Genomic DNA, 16,931 nt, shown 5'->3' on the forward strand with positions numbered 1-16,931 from the left:
TCCGATACCATTGTTCGGATTCGCAGGCTTTTTTTGCTCCGCTTGCAGACGGCTCTCAGGCCTCTAGCTAGATCAAGTCCAGCAGCTGCTTCCCTATGAGCAGCGCCGTGACGGCAATAAACAGAGGGCGCACATAAGCTGCGCCCTTACGGATCGCGATCCGCGAGCCGAGCAGCGCGCCTCCAATCATGGCGATGCCCATCGGAATGCCGATGCTGTAATTAACGAGCCCGAGGTACATGAACGTCCCCAGACTCGCTATGTTGCTGGCGAAGTTCAATACCTTCGAATTGCCGGCCGCCTTGACGAAGTCGAAGCCCAGCAGCAAAAACGTGAACAGCAGAAACGAGCCGGTTCCCGGCCCGAAGAAGCCGTCGTAGAAGCCCAGGCCGAGCGCAGCCGCGGCGGCTACCGCTTTGGACCCGGGCGACAGCTCGCTGTAAGTCGATTCGCGTCCCCACTGCTTTCGGACCAGCGTATAGATCGTGACCGCAACGAGCATGACGACCACCATCGGCCGCAAAAATGACGATGGGATGAATTGAAGCGTTAAGGTTCCCGACACGGAACCGATAAGCGCCAGCGGGAACAAGTAGCGGACGAGTCCCAGCTCCACCTTGCCTGAGCGCATAAAAGCAATCATGCTGGTGCAGGAGCACATGGACGCAGCCAGCTTGTTGGTGCCAAGCGCGACCGTCGGCGGCATGCCGGTCAACAGCAGAACGGGAACGGCTATAAGACCGCCGCCCCCGACAACCGCATCGACAAAGGCGGCCGCGAAGCCGCCGATCACAACCCACAAGAGCATCTGTACACCAAGCTCCTCCATTGCATACCTTCTTTCCTCACTATGCAGCTGCAGCGGCGTCTTCTACACTTGCCGTGCTTCCAATCGTTTGGCCACAATGGACAGCGCGTAATTAACGACAAAGTACATAACCGCGGTCAGCAAAAGCACCGGGATTACGAAGTTGACGTCCTGTCCGTTAATGATCTGGGCGTTGTGCATCAATTCGGCCAAAGATATGACGACCGCAAGCGACGTATCCTTCAATAGCGATATGAACTGGCTGACCATCGGCGGCATCATCCGGCGAAGCGCCTGCGGCAAAACGATGTGGCCCAGCGTCTGAAGGTACGTCAGTCCCGACGAACGGGCCGCTTCAATCTGGCCCTTCGGGATCGAGTTCAGGCCGCTGCGCACCACTTCCGAAATCATCGCCGCCTCGAAGACGGTTAGCGCCACAATGGCTGCATGCTCCACGCTCAGCTTGATGCCAACCTCAGGCAATGCAAAATAAGTGAAGAAAATTATGAGCAATAAGGGCAGATTGCGGATGACTTCCACGCCTACCGCGGTAAGCTGCGATACGACCGGAAGCTTCGTATATCGAATCGTGCCGAGCAAGCACCCGATTATAAAGCTGAAGATAATCGCAATTACGGCGACCCGCAAGGTGACTCCGAGCCCTTCGAGCAAAAAGCGGATATGATCCCACGTATAAGCGTCTGCGAAATTCATGCTTTCTCACCTCCGCGTCTAGTTCGTTCTCGCCATGCGCCGCTCCAGATAAGCGACCCCGAAGCTGAGCGGAATGGTGATGACCAAATAAAACAAGGCTACGAAAATGTACACACTGAAGGTGACGAACGATTTGGTAGAGATAAGATCGGCATAATACATCAGATCGAGTCCGGCGACGACGCTTAGAACGGAGGAGTTTTTGACCAAATTCAAAAACTGGTTCCCTAGCGCAGGAATCACGATTTTCAGAGCTTGCGGCAAAATAATATAGCCCATTGTTTGTATGTAGGTAAGTCCGGACGAGCGGGCGGCCTCCGTCTGCCCTCTCGGCACCGCCTGAATGCCGGCCCGTATCGCCTCCGCGATAAAAGAAGCGGTGTAGATCGTCAGCCCGATCGTTCCCGCGGCGAAGCCGCTTAAGCTGAACCCCAGCGCCGATGGACCGAGGAAGAACAGGAATACGATCAGAATGATCGGGATGTTCCGAATAAATTCCACATATACAGCCCCGAGCCAATTCAACGGTTTGACAGGAGCTATGCGCATAACTGCCACTAAGGTCCCCAGCAAAAAGCTGCCGATCAGCGCGATGACGCTCGCCTGCAGCGTATTGAGGAAGCCTTCCATATACATGTCCCAATATTTGAATAAGATATTGAAGTTGATCATATCCATCCGCGCTGGCCTCCTTCCGTTACGGTGAACGGAATAGGATGAACGGCTCTTTGGTAAGGCCATTCATCCTGCTCCGGCAGCTTATTTGCTCGGCTTTTCGCCGATCCACTTCTCGTGCAATTTATCGTATTCTCCGCTGGCTTTCATGCCTTTGAGGAACTCGTTGACGTAGGTTACGAACTCCGTATCTCCCTTGCGGATGGCAATGCCGTAAGGCTCATCCGTGAACGTGCCGCCTACGACCTGATAGTTCGGATCCTGCTTCGTCATGCCGTACAGAATCGCATTGTCCGTCGTCAGCGCGTCCCCCTGTCCCGCTTTTAACGCAGTGAAAGCCTCCTGGTAGTTTTCAAACTCCAGCACGGTGGCTTCAGGCGCCTTCTCCCGTATGTTTTGCGCCGAGGTGGAGCCTTTGACGGTCAACACCTTAACCCCTTTCTTGATATCGGCGACGGAAGCGATCTTGCTGCCTTTCTTGACGAGCAGCGATTGGCCCGCTTTGAAATACACGTCTGAGAAGTCGACCTCCTGCTTGCGTTCCTCTGTGATTGTCATAGTCGCGATAATCATGTCGATATCGCCGTTTTTAAGCAGTGGAATACGGGTTTTGGACGTAACCTCTTTCAGCTCGACCTTCGATTCGTCGCCCAATATTTTCTTGGCCAGCGCCTTTGCGATATCGATATCGAAGCCTTCTACATTACCGCTCGCCGGGTCCTTAAGCCCGAACAGCTTCGTATCGAATTTGACGCCTGCTATCACCTTGCCGCGCTGCTTTATTGCATCCAGCGTTTTCGCCGGTGCACTTCCGCCATCCGCTTTGCCTGTATCGCCCGATCCCTGGGTCCCCGTGCTGCCGCCTTGCGTCCCACAGCCGGCCAGCACCATGGTCAGCAGCAAAACAACAGCCAGCGCGGCAGCTCCAAGCTTCTTTCTCCTCTTCCTCATGCAACAATCCCCTCTCTATCGCTAATGTTGTAATAACCGTTTGAGAAACAGCTGCGCCCGCTCCTCCCGCGGACTTGAGAAAAACTGCTCCGGCCCCGCCTCTTCGACGATTTGCCCCTGATCCATGAACACGATGCGATCGGCAACCTCGCGGGCGAAGCCCATCTCGTGCGTAACAACGACCATCGTCATTCCTTCATGGGCCAAACCTTTAATGACGTCAAGCACTTCGCCGATCATTTCGGGATCGAGCGCTGAGGTCGGCTCATCGAACAGCATAATTTTCGGCTTCATCGCAAGCCCTCTGGCTATAGCCACGCGCTGCTGCTGCCCACCGGACAGCTCGGACGGATACGCCTTCGCCTTCTCCGGGATTCCCACCTTCTCCAAATACCGGACGGCTATTTTTTGCGCTTCCTCCCTGCTCATTTTGAGCACCTTCATAGGGGCAAGGGTGATGTTGTCCATCACCGACATATGCGGATACAAATTAAAATGCTGAAACACCATGCCGATATTCCGCCGCAGCTTGTTGACATCCGCTTTCTTGTCGTGAAGCTTGGCATCACTCACGTACAGCTCCCCATCCGTAATCGTCTCCAGCCGGTTGATGCAGCGCAGCAAGGTGCTTTTCCCGGAGCCGGACGGCCCAACAATGACAACGACTTCCCCCTGCTGAATCGTCAGATCGATTTGCTTAAGGACATGGAAATCCCCATAGTGCTTGTTGACGTTGCGGAATTCAATCATAGGCCACCTCCCTGCCTTGGATTACGACAACTTTACTCACATGAACATAACGCTTTAATCTCGCTGTGATCCAACACGTAGTTACAAGTTATTACCCAAAGCTGAAAAGTATGACACTTGAAAGCGTTATTTTGGAACAACCTTCGTTTTTTGGCGATGGACAGGTATTCATACCTAGACAACGCTAACGTCAGCTACCGGCTGTTCGCAGTCTAAGGTTCAAGTTCCGGATAGCTGAAGAAAGCGGGAAATTCACAAAGAAATCTGGGAATTACGAGGGATGTAGAGCAGGAAAATCAGTTTAGGAGAGGGCTTGGCAGGGACAAATTTCAAACATATTAACGGGGTCCGGTGGGCAAATTGTAATTGTGCGAAGGGAAGGGACGGGCCTGCCCGGCGTAATAAGCTAGAGAAAAGGATGATATGACATTTATGGCTACTTTACTTTACATTACGGCACATCCTAACAACGAAACTCAATCGTTCAGTATGGCTGCAGGACAAGCTTTCGTAGACGCTTACCGCGAAGCTCATCCTCAGGATGAGGTGATTTATCTCGATCTGTACAAGGCGCATATTCCGCATATTGACGCAGATGTGTTCAGCGGCTGGGGCAAGCTTCGTTCGGGCAGCGATATGAATCAGCTGTCAGCGGAGGAAAAATCGAAGGTAGCCCGGCTCGGAGAGCTGACGGACCAATTCGTGGGGGCTGACAAATATGTATTTGTAACTCCGATGTGGAACTTTTCCTATCCGCCGATTATGAAGGCTTATATCGACTCCATTTGCACGGCGGGCAAGACGTTCAAGTATACCGCCGAAGGGCCGGTAGGGCTCCTTCCCGACCGTAAGGCGCTTCACATTCAAGCACGCGGCGGCATCTATTCCGATGGACCGGCGGCAGCCATGGAGATGGGGCATCGCCATATCGGGGCGATCATGCAGTTTTTCGGCATTACAGATTTTCAGGGGCTGTTCATAGAAGGGCATAACCAATTCCCGGATAAGGCCGAGAGCATCAAGCAGGAAGCTATAGGGAAAGCTGCAGCATTGGCAAAATCGTTTTAACCTTCCTCATCTATCTCGTATAAATAAAGGGAGCTTAGACTCGGCGCAGCGAGTTCAAGCTCCTTTTCTTTTTTCATATCCAGCTCAATGTCTAATTCTCTCCGGGAACGTAATCGAAGATTTTATCCTCGCTAACACCCAGCTGATCCTCTAACAGCTTCTCGTTGGCTGCATTGAGCTCCCCGCGGTTCACCGTCTTCTCCGCATCATGCTGCTCATCCGCTGACTGCTTGGTTTCTTGTTGTGTCATGGTGCAAGCTCCTTTTTGTAAAATGACCTGATGACCCTCGTTAGTAGGATGTTCTTAAGCTGAATGATTTATTATTTAGTCCCGCAAAGTGGAGCTTCAATCAGTCCTTTGCAGGGAGCCCCGCCCCCCTGATACAAGCAAAAAGAGGGTGTCCTGCAAGCAGGACACCCTCCAGTTCATACCTATTAGAAGCTTTCGCGAATGACCTGGTGCTCCAGCGGCAAACGCTCTGTAGGACGTCCAGATGCAGCTGCTTTGCCGATTGGAATGATCATCACCGGTACATAACGGTCCGGAATGTTCAGCTCCTTGATCAAGGCATCCTTATCGTATCCGCCCATAGGCACGGTATCGTAGCCTTTGGCTTTAGCCGCCAGCATCAGCTGCATGGCTCCCAAGGAACCATTGCGGATCGCTTCGTCTCTAGCCAGCTGCGGATTGTTCTCGTAAGCTCCGTTGATTTGTCCGATCATCATATCGCGGATTTCCGGAGACGCCTTCTCATATACGGCGGCAGCAGCGAGATTCGCTTGAAGATCGCCGAGCACTACTACAACAACAGAGGCGTCGACCGTTTGCTGCTGGTTGAAGGTTACAGGAAGCAGTCTCTCCTTAATCGCTTGATCGGTAACTACCAGAAACCGCCAGTGTTGAAGGTTCCATGAAGACGGGGCGCTTGCAGCCAAGGACAAAATGTCATTCAATTCCGCTTCCGGAATCGTTACTCCGCGCTCGTATTTGCGGACGGAATGACGGGAAAGCATCACTTCTTCAGCAGATAGCTTTTGATCTACAGAACTCATTATGGGATGCACTCCTATCTATATATGATCTATAAATGCCTGCGATAAAGGTCTTGTTGACTATAACCCAATTACTTCTGTTAAGTAAGCTCTGATTTGTAATATCAATAAGACGATAGGAAATGTGAATTGAACCTTGCACAAAGACTCTTCCTATAGAGTCACCCGAAACCCCGATTGTATGTAGCTTAGCGGAGTGTTAATGCATGGAACGGCATGCTTGTCCACATTAAGTAACCTTGTATTGGACAACCAGCCGATGCAAATCCTCCGAAATGCCGGACAAGGCATTCGCCGACGACGTTATCTCCTGGATCGAAGCCAGCTGCTGCTCGGTCGTCGCGGCTACCGTCTGGGCCAGGCTTGAGGTTTGCTCGGCTATCACTCCCATGGTTGTCACTGTAGCCGCTACTTCCTCCGAGCTGGCCGACATTTCCTCCGCAGCCGCAGCTGCCTCCTGAACCCGTTTTGATACTTCCACGGTCGAATCGACAATCATCCCGAAGGTCTCCTCGGCGCGAGCTACCGCCTGCAGCCCCTCCTGCACCTCAGTCAAGCCCTCATCCATAGAGCGGACGGCTTGTACCGTACTGCTGCGGATTCCTTCAATGACCTCGTTGATTTCCTGGATCGAATTAGCCGTTTGCGCCGACAGCTTCTGGATTTCGCCCGCTACGACGGCAAAGCCTCGTCCGTGCTCTCCCGCTCTTGCCGCTTCAATAGCTGCGTTCAGCGAGAGCAGATTGGTCTGTGCAGCAATCTCTCCTATAAATAAGGAAATCCGGTTAATGTTATGCGAATGCTCATCCAGCTCACGAATGACTCCGCCGGCTTTGCCTACCGCGCTGCTGATCGAATGAATTTTGACGGAAGCCTGCTGGATCACTTCCGCTCCTTTTTCCGCACGGGAGGACGCCTCTGCGGATAGCTCCGAAATATCGGAGGTTGCCTCTGCGATCCGCTGAATGCCGATCGCCATTTCGTCCATAGCCCGTCCGCATTCCAAAGCGCTTTGCGCCTGATTCTCCGAGCCGGAGGCAACGTCCTGGATCGAGGTCGTCACGTGCTCGGAAGCAGCCGCATTTTGCTCGGAGCTGGCAGAGAGCTCTTGTGCGGAAGCCGCGACGAGATTGGAAGCCTCCTGCATCCTCAAGACGGAATCCCTTAATGATGCCGATACCCGATTGACCGAAGAAATCATCGTGCCGATTTCGTCGTGAAATTTATAAGCGATGGTGCGGCCGGTCAAATCCCCTTGGGATATGCGCTGCAGCGCCTCGGAAGCCTGAACGACCGGTTTGGAAATATACCGGTTCACCAAATAGCTGATGACAATGACAGATACAAACGCAACCGCGAGGAGGACGATCAGCTCGATCATACTGACCCGGTACAGCTCGTTGCTGTCCAGCTCGGATTGTCTTGCCCGGTGGTTATACTCCACTATAATATCGATACTTTCCTGTACATCAGCAAATGCTTTCGAGAGCTCGGCAGAAGCCTCTCCGCCCCCTTTGCCCGCGGCCTTCTGGCGATTGTTGGTCTCCTTGAACAGGTCCCAACGCTTTTTCAGCAGCGCAAAATTGGCCGCATCCTGCTCGTCAGCCAGAGCAGTTTCATATTTCACAAGCTGATCATCGATTTGCTGAAACGTGGCCTCCGTCTGCTTGTTGATCTCTTCCTTCTTGGCCGGATTCGGCTCCAGAAGTTGCTGATAGTACAGGGTTAAAATATGCTCCTTGGCATATTTGACCTGATTGGCCACCTCCGTGCCTATTAGCCAGTTTCTCGTAATCTCTCTAGTATTCTCTTGCAACCCCCTCATGTTTTTCAAATCCATGAACCCCATGACACCCATAATCACTAAAATCAGGATGTACGTTAAAACCAGCTTCCTTCCTACTGTCAGCACCATCAATGACACCCTCCTGAGACATCTTAACTATGTATGGTACCATTGTAGAAGGAATAGTTTAGAATTCTTAAGGAAAACCTATTTGTTTTATATGAATTTCACTAATAGTTCTCTAACATTTTGTTATAATGAAATCAACAATTCAGCACAAAGGGGGATAGTCTATGTTCTTCTTCCGTGACCGTCGCAAAGCCAAAGCCGATCCGGAGCCGTCACCTGAACAGCAGGAAAAAGCGTTCATCCCGCTCCCGGCCGAGACGCTGGAGGATACCGCGGTAAGTCTCTCCATGCAGCGGCAGGTTCAGAGCTGGGTCGATGAAGCGTATCAGGAGTTCGTCAAAAACGGAGGACTGGAGCATTTGCCCGGATTCGGCAAGCCTCTGGAGGTACCGACAGGAGACGTATTCGAGACGATCATGAAAAACGCCAAGGTGAAGCATCCTTGGATTATGCTGCGGCAGGAAATCAAGCAATTGATGGAGCTGACGCTGGAGCTTATAGATTCGGGAGCGGCGCCTGAGCTGGTGGAGGAGCAGGTTACCGTCATCAACGATTATATTAAAGAGCTGAATCTGCAAGCTCCGAGCCTGTCCTTGCATCGCAAACGGGTCACCGCCGGCACCTTGCGGGAGCAGTACGAGCAGTGGCTCTAGCTCATCGGCTATCAACGGAATCACTAGATGCCGTTCTTTACAACCTTTTCGGCTTCATGTACCTTTATGTACATGAGCTTTTTGCTATATAGAAGGAGGGCTTAAGATGGCCATAATGAAATGGGACGGACATACGCATACCCGCTTCTGCTATCACGGAAACAGCGCTCCGTCGGAGCAGTATATCGACCGGGCTATAGAGCTGGGGTTTGAGCGGTATACGCTAAGCGAGCACCCGCCTATCCCGCAAGGCTGGATTAACGACCCCGCTTTGTTCCGGGAGCTGGCGATGCCGGAATCGGAGCTGCCGGATTATATGACCTATGCGCAGCAAATGAAGCGCCAGTACGAGGGGCGTATCGAAATTACCGTAGGGCTCGAGCTGGATTACTTGCCCGGCCGGCTCGATTACACCGAGCGGATCGTCGACCAATGGCAAGGACAGCTGGAGGACGTAGTATATTCCGTCCATTACTTGCCTGGCATCGACGGCATTCGCTGCATCGACTTTACAGCGGACGATTTCCGCGACGGCTTGATCGCGTACTACGGCACGATGAACAAGGTGGTCGAGGAGTATTATAACCACGTGGAGGCAGCTATCGATTGGGCGGCCAAGCTGCCTGTGCGGACACGGCTCGGGCATATCAATCTGATCGAGAAGTTCCGGCTCGCCCTTCCCGACATCGATCCTTCAATAATCGATCGGCGCCTGAAGGCTATCGTTCCGCGGCTCGCCAAAGCGGGAATCGGGATCGATGTGAATACCGCCGGACTGCGGGTAGCTACCTGCGGCAAGCCTTATGCTCCCGAATGGTTCATCCGCGAATGTATCGCGCAAGGGGTTCCTTGTATTTACGGTTCGGATTCCCATAAGCCTGATCACGTGGGAACCGGGTGGGACTGGTTCGAAGAGCAGCTGACAAGCGCGTCCGCTTAAGCATACCAGTTATAAATACCGGTTAAGCTGCCGATCTTGGCAACGACTTGACCCGCTTTGGCCTTGATTCTTGAAGAAGCCACTACGGCCAGCGGGTCGGCGCTCGTTGCTATTTTGTGCAAATAGGCAAAATCCGGATGAGTCACATCGTCCATCAAATAAGCCGATTTCGTTGCGCCCGGCACCCTAAGCTTGTTCAGCTTCTCAATGATGTACGTCCCGCTCTCAATTCCAACCCCGTGGCCGTAATAGAGATCCGGTCCCATCTTCACCGCATTTTCCCCTTGCCATTCGATCCATTCGGGATTGACCTCCGGATTTTTGAAATACAGAATATCTCCTCCGAACGATTCCGCTCCGGTATGATCGGTAATAAGCTTCAAATCGCGGTCGTAATTCCATGAGTACAAATACAAGTCCGCGAACAGCTTGTCGAATTTCTCATCCCCGATAACATCCAAAACCGCTTTATAGAGCACAATAATAATGGCCGTTGCGCACTCAAAGGCGTACGCGCTTCCGTTAAGAAAAATGTCTCTGACCGCCGCGCTCGGGCTGACTCCTTTTCTCAGCAAAAAAGCGCCGTTCTCCTGGCGTTCCCAATAAGCCTCATTGCTGCGTGACTTTTTGAACGAAGCAAAGGAGGCCTGACCGGAATTCAAATCCGAGGCGGCCCGGATAATGGCTTCTCTCATTTTCAGTTCAAACGCCAGAGCATCCCATGAATCGTATTCGTAAGTAGCAGGGCTTACCACTTTCTCATTATAGATCGCTTTCTGGATATCGGATAAATTAGCGTTGTCGGGAGGAGCACTTAGATTCGGAATACGGATCACAGCATCCCACCTGCCTTTGGTTAGAATCCCTTCCTCAACAGTAGGGTTACTATCATCCTATGTGGCTGCGTCTCGTCACATCCCACTCATTTCTACAGCTTGTAATATCTGCTTGTACCGCCCGGCTTGCATTAACGGAAGGTATACAGTAAAATACTTTAATAGTTTAAATGTTATACGATCGAATATTTATACTATCTAAATATTTGTGCCGCAAAGGAAAAGGTGGAGGACTGAAGGTGAGTTCGACAAACTCGTTGCAAACCGAGAGATTCGAGAAGGCATTGTGGGGCGCCGCCCGCAAATTGGGGCCGGAGATGATGGCTGATTCCAGCATTCCTTTGACCCGGCAGCAGTTGTTCATGCTTTATTTCATATCCAATAAAGGCATTTGCAAAGTAACGGAGCTGGCCGAAACGATGGAGGTTAAGCCAAGCGCAGTAACCGTTATGATCGACCGGCTGATCAAGCGGGGCGTCGCCGAGCGAAAGTATGACCCGAAGGACAGGCGAATCGTTCTGATTGAGCTGACCGAGCAGGGTCGAAATCTGCTGCAAGAATTCAAAGAAAAGCGCAAGCACATTATCGGAAGCTATTTATCGAACATAGACCCCGAACGGCTCGATATCTTTCTTGACGTGTTCGAACACATTTTGGATAACATCATGCAGTCCCATGCCACCGAATCCACTCTCTGATCCTAGGCACATTCACCATGAACAGGAGGCATGCACGAATGGATACATCTGCATCAACATCTGTATCTTCCACATCGGAAAATAAACAACCATTAGATAACCAAGGTATCACGGAGCCGGATTCCAAGAGCGGGATACTCATAACCGGCTTGATTATCGCCATGCTGTTCGCCGCTCTCGACGGTACTATCGTAGGAACCGCAATGCCGCGGATCGTCGGAGAGCTCGGCGGACTCGGTGTCATGGCCTGGCTGACGACCGCCTATATGCTCAGCTCTACCGCGGTAGTCCCAATCGCCGGGAAGCTGGCGGATTTGCTCGGACGCAAGAGCGTCTATGTAGCGGGACTGCTCATCTTTATCGCCGGCTCGGCCCTCTGCGGCATGTCGCAGACGATGAGCCAGCTGATCTGGTTCCGCTGTCTGCAAGGGATCGGCGGCGGCATTATGATGCCGATGGCCATGATCATTATCGGTGATTTGTTCACCGGTAAACAACGCGCCAAATGGCAGGGCGTCTTCGGAGCCATCTACGGCTTGTCCTCCGTGATTGGCCCGCAGGTCGGGGGCTGGATCGTCGACTCCCTGAACTGGCGCTGGGTATTCTACATTAATCTGCCGGTCGGATTGCTTGCCGTCGTCTTTATCGCCATGGGGCTGAAACGCCACAGCGCTACAGGTCCCGTCAAATTCGACGTTGCCGGGATGGTCACCATGATTGTCGGCGTCGTCCCGCTGCTGCTTGCCTTAACGTTCGGAGGCAAAGAATACGCATGGGGCTCTTGGCAAATTATCGGGATGATCGCGGTGTCGATCTTATCGCTGATCGCCTTCGTTATCATCGAATCGAAAGTGGAGGAGCCCATTTTGCCGATGCGGCTGTTCAAAAACCGTACCTTCACCGTCATTAACGGGATCGGCTTCTTGATGAGCGTAGGAATGTTCGGAGCGATCATGTTCGTGCCTCTGTTCATGCAGGGCATTGTAGGGATAAGCGCTTCGGCGTCCGGTACGGTCATGACGCCGATGATGATTACGATGATCGTCGCCAGCGTTATCGGCGGCCAGCTCGTGCAAAAGCTCGGCGTCCGCACGCAAATGACCATCGGCATGTTCATCATGGCCGCAGGCTTCGTCCTTCTCAGCACGCTGAGCATGACTACAACCAAGCTGCTCGCCTCCTCCTATATGATGACGATCGGCTTGGGCATCGGGCTTGTTATGCCGATTCTGACGCTGGCGCTGCAGGAGAGCTTCCCCAAATCGGAGCTCGGGGTCGTCACGTCCTCCAGCCAGTTTTTCCGCCAGATCGGCGGCACGTTCGGCATGACGATTCTTGGAGCGGTTATGAACACCCGTTCCGACCACGAGCTGAGCGATAAGCTCGTTCCGGTGCTGAAGCAGCTGCCCGAGCAAGCGAGCGGCATCGCCAATGAGATGACGAACATGATTCACACCAATCCGCAAGGGCTGTATTCCGCCCTGCTTGACCCGGCATCGCTGGCCAAGCTGCCGCAGGCGCTTGTCGAGAAGCTGGTGCCGATTCTGAAAACGTCGCTTGTCGATTCGCTTCACGGCGTATTTCTTGTCGGTCTCATCTTCGTCCTTCTTGGCGCGGTGCTTACGCCGCTCTTGGGACGAATCCAGCTTACCGATCGTAAAAAAACGGAGGCCGCACCGGTGGAATGATCGCTGCTCTCCATCCTGCGCCTTCAACAATCGAACGGCCGTCACGGCGCTTCATTGCCGGGGCGGAGCTCCGTTCGATTGTTTTTTTATAAAAAGTGGGATGAAATTCCCTCTAGATGGATACAATAGGCATCGGGGCCAAACGGGCCGTTTCGCCATGAACATCTCAAGCCTTTAACAACGTCATATCGTCATGCGAGTTCCTAATTTATTGTGATAAACCGGTATGCTGCTGCATAACTATGTAATGGACAAAGTCGGTTTCCTTCAGCTTCAACTAATGCTTGTTATCCCTTACCATCAGTGGTATAGTTAGGTAACGGCGTAGTGATGTTGAAATTCACATATTAGAAAGGGTATTACTCGGCATTAGGTACTCTTTCTAATGTGTGAATTTTTTTATTCATGCAAATATAATAAGCAACAATTTATTGGAGGGTTTTAAGAAGATGGAAACAGGAACAGTGAAATGGTTTAACGCGGAAAAAGGATTTGGCTTTATCGAAGTAGAAGGCGGCAAAGATGTATTCGTACACTTTAGCGCTATCACAGGAGACGGCTTCAAAACCCTTGACGAAGGACAACGCGTTCAATTCAACGTTGTTCAAGGCAACCGCGGACCACAAGCTGAGAACGTTGTAAAACTGTAAGCTTCATTCACCAAGATGGGGAACTGCCCTTCCGGGCAGTTCCTTTTCAGTGACAGCCGTTCCGCCCAAGGCCCGTCCACCCGATTTTCTCCAAACATGAGTAAGTATGGCTGAATCTTCACCTGCAGCAAGCCTTTGCCGGGAATGTACCTACCGGGAATTTTGCCTAAGGACGCACACAAACCACAAGGAGGGGTTACATTGTATTTCTCGAAGAAAACCGTGGAACCAGTACAAGAAGAACAGACAGCGGTCTGGATGTGCAGTAAAGAAGGATGCTCTTGCTGGATGAGAGAAAATTTTGCCTTGGAAGAACTCCCTTCCTGCCCTTTGTGTCAATCGGAGATGGTAAAAAATACGAAAATGCTCCCCACTCTATTCAATCACCATAAACCTTACTAACGAAAGATAACCCGCTTAACGACCCTGACCCGTTGGCGGCAAGCATACATACGAAAAAGCGCTGACCGTTAAAGGCCGGCGCTTTTCGCTTTTTATCTATATCGATTCCATCGGCTAGGAGCCCTGGTTTTCACTCGGCTCCTGACTTTCCGTCACTGGAGGTAAAGCAAACTCCTGATTGTAGTCGGGCAGCGCTTCTTTGGTCAAATAATCCTGATCGATATATTTGGCCAAATACTGCTTGCCGAACAGCTGGTCATACTGCAAATCGCTGTACTGGCTCACCAGCGGCTGATACTGTTCCGGCACCGACCGGTACAGGCTTCCATTGGCATCGACGACCAGATCGCGCAAGAGACCCGGCGTTTGCTGCAGCAAAGCATCGTTAATCGCCAGCGATGCAGGCTTCTCCATGCCGAGCTTATTCAGCACGTACGTTCCAAGGAACGAGTCGCTAAGGCTTGGGACATGCTCCTGCGGCAGCCCCACATTCGACCACATCACGAACGGTACGCTGTGCATGCTCTTTGTTTCCTCAAGCGACCATTGGCTGCTGCTGTTGATCATGCCTCCCTGCTTATACACATCGTAGTCCATCCCGAGCATCGGCAGATGATCGCCATAGAACACAACGACGGTCGGTTCGTCCGACTGCTCGAAATGATCGATCAGCTTTTGCAGGCTCTGATCCGCATCGTGTGCGCCCTGCGTGTACGTTTCCAGCGTGTTCTTCGCACTCGCCGTTAAATCACCCTCGGCGCTGATCGAATTGCCGCCATAGCGGTTATCGTCATACGGACCGTGGTTTTGCATCGTCACGGCATAAATGAACATCGGCTTCTCCGTCTCGTCCACCTGCTTAATAATTTGCCGCGACACTTCGTCGTCGGAAATAAACGTGCCTTTATATTCCGGATTGTCGAATTGATCCTTGCTCATAAAGCTTTGGAAGCCGAGCTGTTTATACACATTCTCGCGGTTCCAGAACCAGCCCTCGTAGGAATGAATCCCCATGCTCTTGTAGCCCTGCGTTTCAAAATAGCTCGCCAGACTCGGAACCGGCTTATTGATATATTGCTGGTACGGAACGGAGCCGTCCGGCAGGAAGCTCATCGACTGTCCCGTCAGCACCTCGAATTCCACATTGCTCGTGCCGCCGCCGAATTGCGGGGAGAGCAGATAGCCCGATGTCGATTCCTTTTGCAGCTTGTGCACGGTCGGAATCGGATCTTCGCTAAACTGCACGTTCGGCAGGAGCGTCGGATCCCAGAACGCTTCGTTCATAATGAAAATTACGTTCGGCTGCTTGCCTTGGAACGGGTCGCTTTTTTTAGCGGAGGCGGTTTGGACCGCGCTTTGATCAGCCAGATTTTGCGCGAGCGCCGCCATGGCCGGCTCCCCGTAGCCTTCCGGCTTCGGAACGATGGCGTTTTTCACATTCATCGTAAAAGCCAGCGCCATCCCGTTATTGGCGTAGTTCTCCTGCTGGTTCCAGACGATTTCGCTTACGCCCATTTTGTTAATCAATTGCCCTGCCCATGGGGTTCTGACCCCTAAAGAGTACAAGGCGAACAGCGACAGCAATCCCAGCGCGATCCGGCTTCCTTTGCCCACTCGAAGGCGCGGCCAGTAGAAGCAAAGTACGACCAGAACGAGCACGATGACTCCGACGACGGACAAACGCTTAATCGCCTCCGCCCCGGTGACCAGCGGAATAATGTTCATGCTTTCTTTTTTCAGAAAAATATCCCACGGAAAGAATGGCTCTCCGATTAATTTCGTTTTGAAATAAGTAATTAAAGCCATAATAAATAAGAGCAGCGTGGCGACCGCAGTCCCCGCCATAATGGAGTTGAACAGCATATAAAAGATAACAAGCACGCACAAATTGATCAATGCATTCATCGCCAAAAGCTTACCATTTTGCACAGCCCATACGGTTGTTTCGGCCAACGAGCCTCTTTGAATCCACTCCACACCCACAACAAGCAATACCGATACCACTGCGAGCATTATCAAGACTACGGCGTATTTCTGAGCCGGGTTCCGCTCCCATTTCGCGAGCTGCTTCTCCCTGGCTTTCCCCCTACGCTTCATCGCATATCACTCTCCTTATCCTATTCCGGGTTCCGCGCCGGACCGCAATATTAATTAATTGTAAAGGATGAACCTGAAAGCCACCTGAACTTAAGCTGAAAAAAGCTTGAAAGGGATAAATTGGAATTTTAATTCGCGTCTGCTGAAGTATAAAAAAGCCCGATTCCGTCCATGCTTTTTAGTAGATTCGTAGATTCATAGAAACTACTTGGAAGAGGTGCGAGCGATGAAGCGAAAAGCATTGGCGTACGGGATTTGCGCCGTCATAGCATTAGGAGCATGGATAGGCGGGTGGGCCGCTCATGCGGACGCCGGACGCGAAGCCGCTCTCGGCTTGCTGCTGCCCGTATCGAGCGAGGTCATGTCTGAAGGCAATCCCAAGATCGTCATGAAACACGCGAGCACTTATATTCCTTATGAAAATAATGAGCAGCTGCTGCGCACAGGCCAAAGCTTAAGCCAAACGCTAGGACTCCCTGCCAGTCAAGCTATGATTGAGGATCGCGATCATCTGCTATATAAGTCGGCAAGCACCGATGCAAGATCCGGGATCGAAACGACCCTGCTGTGGATCGGCTTCGGGGACGGAACGACGGAATTGATCGTGTCGTCGCAGACGGAAGGAACGGCCGGCGCTGCGGAAGCGATGATACGGGCTCAGCGGGAGCTCGACGGGAAGCTTCTGGCACTCGATATCAAGCCGCAGTGGAACATCATGATCCAGGGGGAACTGTCGGATTCCGGCGCTGATCCGGAGCGTCTGCTGAATACGCTGTCGCGCCAGCTGCAAGCGCAGGAAGTAGAACGGTATGAAGACCGGGGAAGCACAAGCGTAACCTATTACTCTCCGGCTATTCAAGAGAGAGTTTCGAACGGGAAGCAGGCCATGAACGTGCAAATCGCCGTACACCGCGACTCCGTTACCCAGAAGCAGCGGATGACGATCGGCGTTCCGGCCATATCGATAGAGTATTGATTCCCCTTCGCTGCCCTTGTCCGAACAGTTGTTCTTTCCGCACTTTTGTTGTACACT

The 16,931-nt window shown here is 52.1% G+C and carries 18 protein-coding genes; 8 read left to right on the forward strand and 10 right to left on the reverse strand.

What is annotated here, in order from left to right; all coding sequences use genetic code 11:
* Window positions 1–67: 67 nt before the first annotated feature.
* The 5 genes from ACFQ88_RS28950 to ACFQ88_RS28970 all read right to left on the reverse strand — a co-directional run bounded on the left by ACFQ88_RS28950 (window position 68) and on the right by ACFQ88_RS28970 (window position 3,898).
* A complete protein-coding gene (locus ACFQ88_RS28950) occupies window positions 68–829 on the reverse strand; it encodes a sulfite exporter TauE/SafE family protein (protein WP_379459665.1) in 762 nt (253 codons plus the stop codon).
* A gap of 42 nt (window positions 830–871) precedes the next feature.
* Complete coding sequence (locus ACFQ88_RS28955; protein WP_239630235.1) at window positions 872–1,522, reverse strand: amino acid ABC transporter permease; 651 nt, start codon at window positions 1,520–1,522, stop codon at window positions 872–874.
* Between the two features lie 18 nt (window positions 1,523–1,540).
* On the reverse strand, window positions 1,541–2,194 hold the full coding sequence (locus ACFQ88_RS28960) for an amino acid ABC transporter permease (RefSeq protein WP_239635595.1): 654 nt from the start codon (window positions 2,192–2,194) through the stop codon (window positions 1,541–1,543).
* 87 nt (window positions 2,195–2,281) lie between these two features.
* Entirely contained in the window at window positions 2,282–3,148 is an 867-nt protein-coding gene (locus ACFQ88_RS28965) for a glutamate ABC transporter substrate-binding protein (protein ID WP_379459705.1), read from the reverse strand.
* A 21-nt stretch (window positions 3,149–3,169) separates the two neighbouring features.
* Window positions 3,170–3,898 (reverse strand): amino acid ABC transporter ATP-binding protein, encoded by a 729-nt coding sequence (locus tag ACFQ88_RS28970; RefSeq protein ID WP_239630237.1) that lies wholly within the window; start codon window positions 3,896–3,898, stop codon window positions 3,170–3,172.
* A 432-nt stretch (window positions 3,899–4,330) separates the two neighbouring features.
* Between ACFQ88_RS28970 and ACFQ88_RS28975 the strand changes: the two genes are divergently transcribed.
* Window positions 4,331–4,966, forward strand: a complete 636-nt coding sequence (locus ACFQ88_RS28975; protein ID WP_239630238.1) for an FMN-dependent NADH-azoreductase — start codon at window positions 4,331–4,333, stop codon at window positions 4,964–4,966.
* Window positions 4,967–5,057: 91 nt separating this feature from the next.
* Here the strand turns inward: ACFQ88_RS28975 and ACFQ88_RS28980 are convergent, their stop codons facing one another.
* From ACFQ88_RS28980 to ACFQ88_RS28990, 3 genes are all read right to left on the reverse strand, one after another.
* Window positions 5,058–5,216 (reverse strand): hypothetical protein, encoded by a 159-nt coding sequence (locus tag ACFQ88_RS28980; RefSeq protein ID WP_239630239.1) that lies wholly within the window; start codon window positions 5,214–5,216, stop codon window positions 5,058–5,060.
* Window positions 5,217–5,401: 185 nt separating this feature from the next.
* Window positions 5,402–6,019 carry a nitroreductase family protein gene (locus ACFQ88_RS28985; RefSeq protein WP_379459708.1) on the reverse strand — a complete coding sequence of 206 codons (618 nt, stop codon included), beginning with the start codon at window positions 6,017–6,019 and terminating at the stop codon, window positions 5,402–5,404.
* A 229-nt stretch (window positions 6,020–6,248) separates the two neighbouring features.
* Window positions 6,249–7,934: a methyl-accepting chemotaxis protein gene (locus ACFQ88_RS28990; protein WP_379459710.1), complete on the reverse strand. Its 1,686-nt coding sequence runs from the start codon at window positions 7,932–7,934 to the stop codon at window positions 6,249–6,251.
* A 164-nt stretch (window positions 7,935–8,098) separates the two neighbouring features.
* Between ACFQ88_RS28990 and ACFQ88_RS28995 the strand changes: the two genes are divergently transcribed.
* Together ACFQ88_RS28995 and hisJ are read left to right on the forward strand one after the other, a co-directional pair.
* The gene (locus tag ACFQ88_RS28995; RefSeq protein ID WP_239630242.1) at window positions 8,099–8,587 is read left to right on the forward strand and encodes a DnaJ family domain-containing protein; all 489 of its coding nucleotides are present in this window, start codon (window positions 8,099–8,101) and stop codon (window positions 8,585–8,587) included.
* A 106-nt stretch (window positions 8,588–8,693) separates the two neighbouring features.
* Window positions 8,694–9,527 (forward strand): histidinol-phosphatase HisJ, encoded by an 834-nt coding sequence (hisJ, locus tag ACFQ88_RS29000; RefSeq protein WP_379459713.1) that lies wholly within the window; start codon window positions 8,694–8,696, stop codon window positions 9,525–9,527.
* On the opposite strand, the gene ACFQ88_RS29005 is transcribed toward hisJ, so the two are convergent.
* Window positions 9,524–10,363 (reverse strand): protein-glutamine gamma-glutamyltransferase, encoded by an 840-nt coding sequence (locus ACFQ88_RS29005; protein WP_379459715.1) that lies wholly within the window; start codon window positions 10,361–10,363, stop codon window positions 9,524–9,526. The two genes, hisJ and ACFQ88_RS29005, sit on opposite strands and share 4 nt — an antisense overlap.
* Window positions 10,364–10,602: 239 nt before the next feature.
* On the opposite strand from ACFQ88_RS29005, the gene ACFQ88_RS29010 reads away from it, so the two are divergent.
* From ACFQ88_RS29010 to ACFQ88_RS29025, 4 genes are all read left to right on the forward strand, one after another.
* Window positions 10,603–11,061: a MarR family winged helix-turn-helix transcriptional regulator gene (locus tag ACFQ88_RS29010; protein ID WP_379459717.1), complete on the forward strand. Its 459-nt coding sequence runs from the start codon at window positions 10,603–10,605 to the stop codon at window positions 11,059–11,061.
* Window positions 11,062–11,099: 38 nt separating this feature from the next.
* On the forward strand, window positions 11,100–12,749 hold the full coding sequence (locus ACFQ88_RS29015; RefSeq protein WP_379459719.1) for an MDR family MFS transporter: 1,650 nt from the start codon (window positions 11,100–11,102) through the stop codon (window positions 12,747–12,749).
* Window positions 12,750–13,198: 449 nt separating this feature from the next.
* On the forward strand, window positions 13,199–13,399 hold the full coding sequence (locus tag ACFQ88_RS29020) for a cold-shock protein (protein ID WP_239630246.1): 201 nt from the start codon (window positions 13,199–13,201) through the stop codon (window positions 13,397–13,399).
* A gap of 144 nt (window positions 13,400–13,543) precedes the next feature.
* A complete protein-coding gene (locus tag ACFQ88_RS29025) occupies window positions 13,544–13,801 on the forward strand; it encodes a cold-shock protein (protein ID WP_379459722.1) in 258 nt (85 codons plus the stop codon).
* Window positions 13,802–13,915: 114 nt separating this feature from the next.
* Here ACFQ88_RS29025 and ACFQ88_RS29030 read toward each other — a convergent pair whose 3' ends face one another.
* A complete protein-coding gene (locus ACFQ88_RS29030; RefSeq protein WP_379459724.1) occupies window positions 13,916–15,898 on the reverse strand; it encodes an LTA synthase family protein in 1,983 nt (660 codons plus the stop codon).
* A 226-nt stretch (window positions 15,899–16,124) separates the two neighbouring features.
* Here ACFQ88_RS29030 and ACFQ88_RS29035 point away from each other — a divergent pair, with 226 nt between their 5' ends.
* On the forward strand, window positions 16,125–16,874 hold the full coding sequence (locus ACFQ88_RS29035) for a YwmB family TATA-box binding protein (protein ID WP_379459726.1): 750 nt from the start codon (window positions 16,125–16,127) through the stop codon (window positions 16,872–16,874).
* Window positions 16,875–16,931: the final 57 nt, after the last annotated feature.

Origin of the sequence: Paenibacillus sp. NPDC056579 (assembly GCF_042793215.1) — a bacterium.
Taxonomy (GTDB): Bacteria; Bacillota; Bacilli; order Paenibacillales; family NBRC-103111; genus Paenibacillus_S.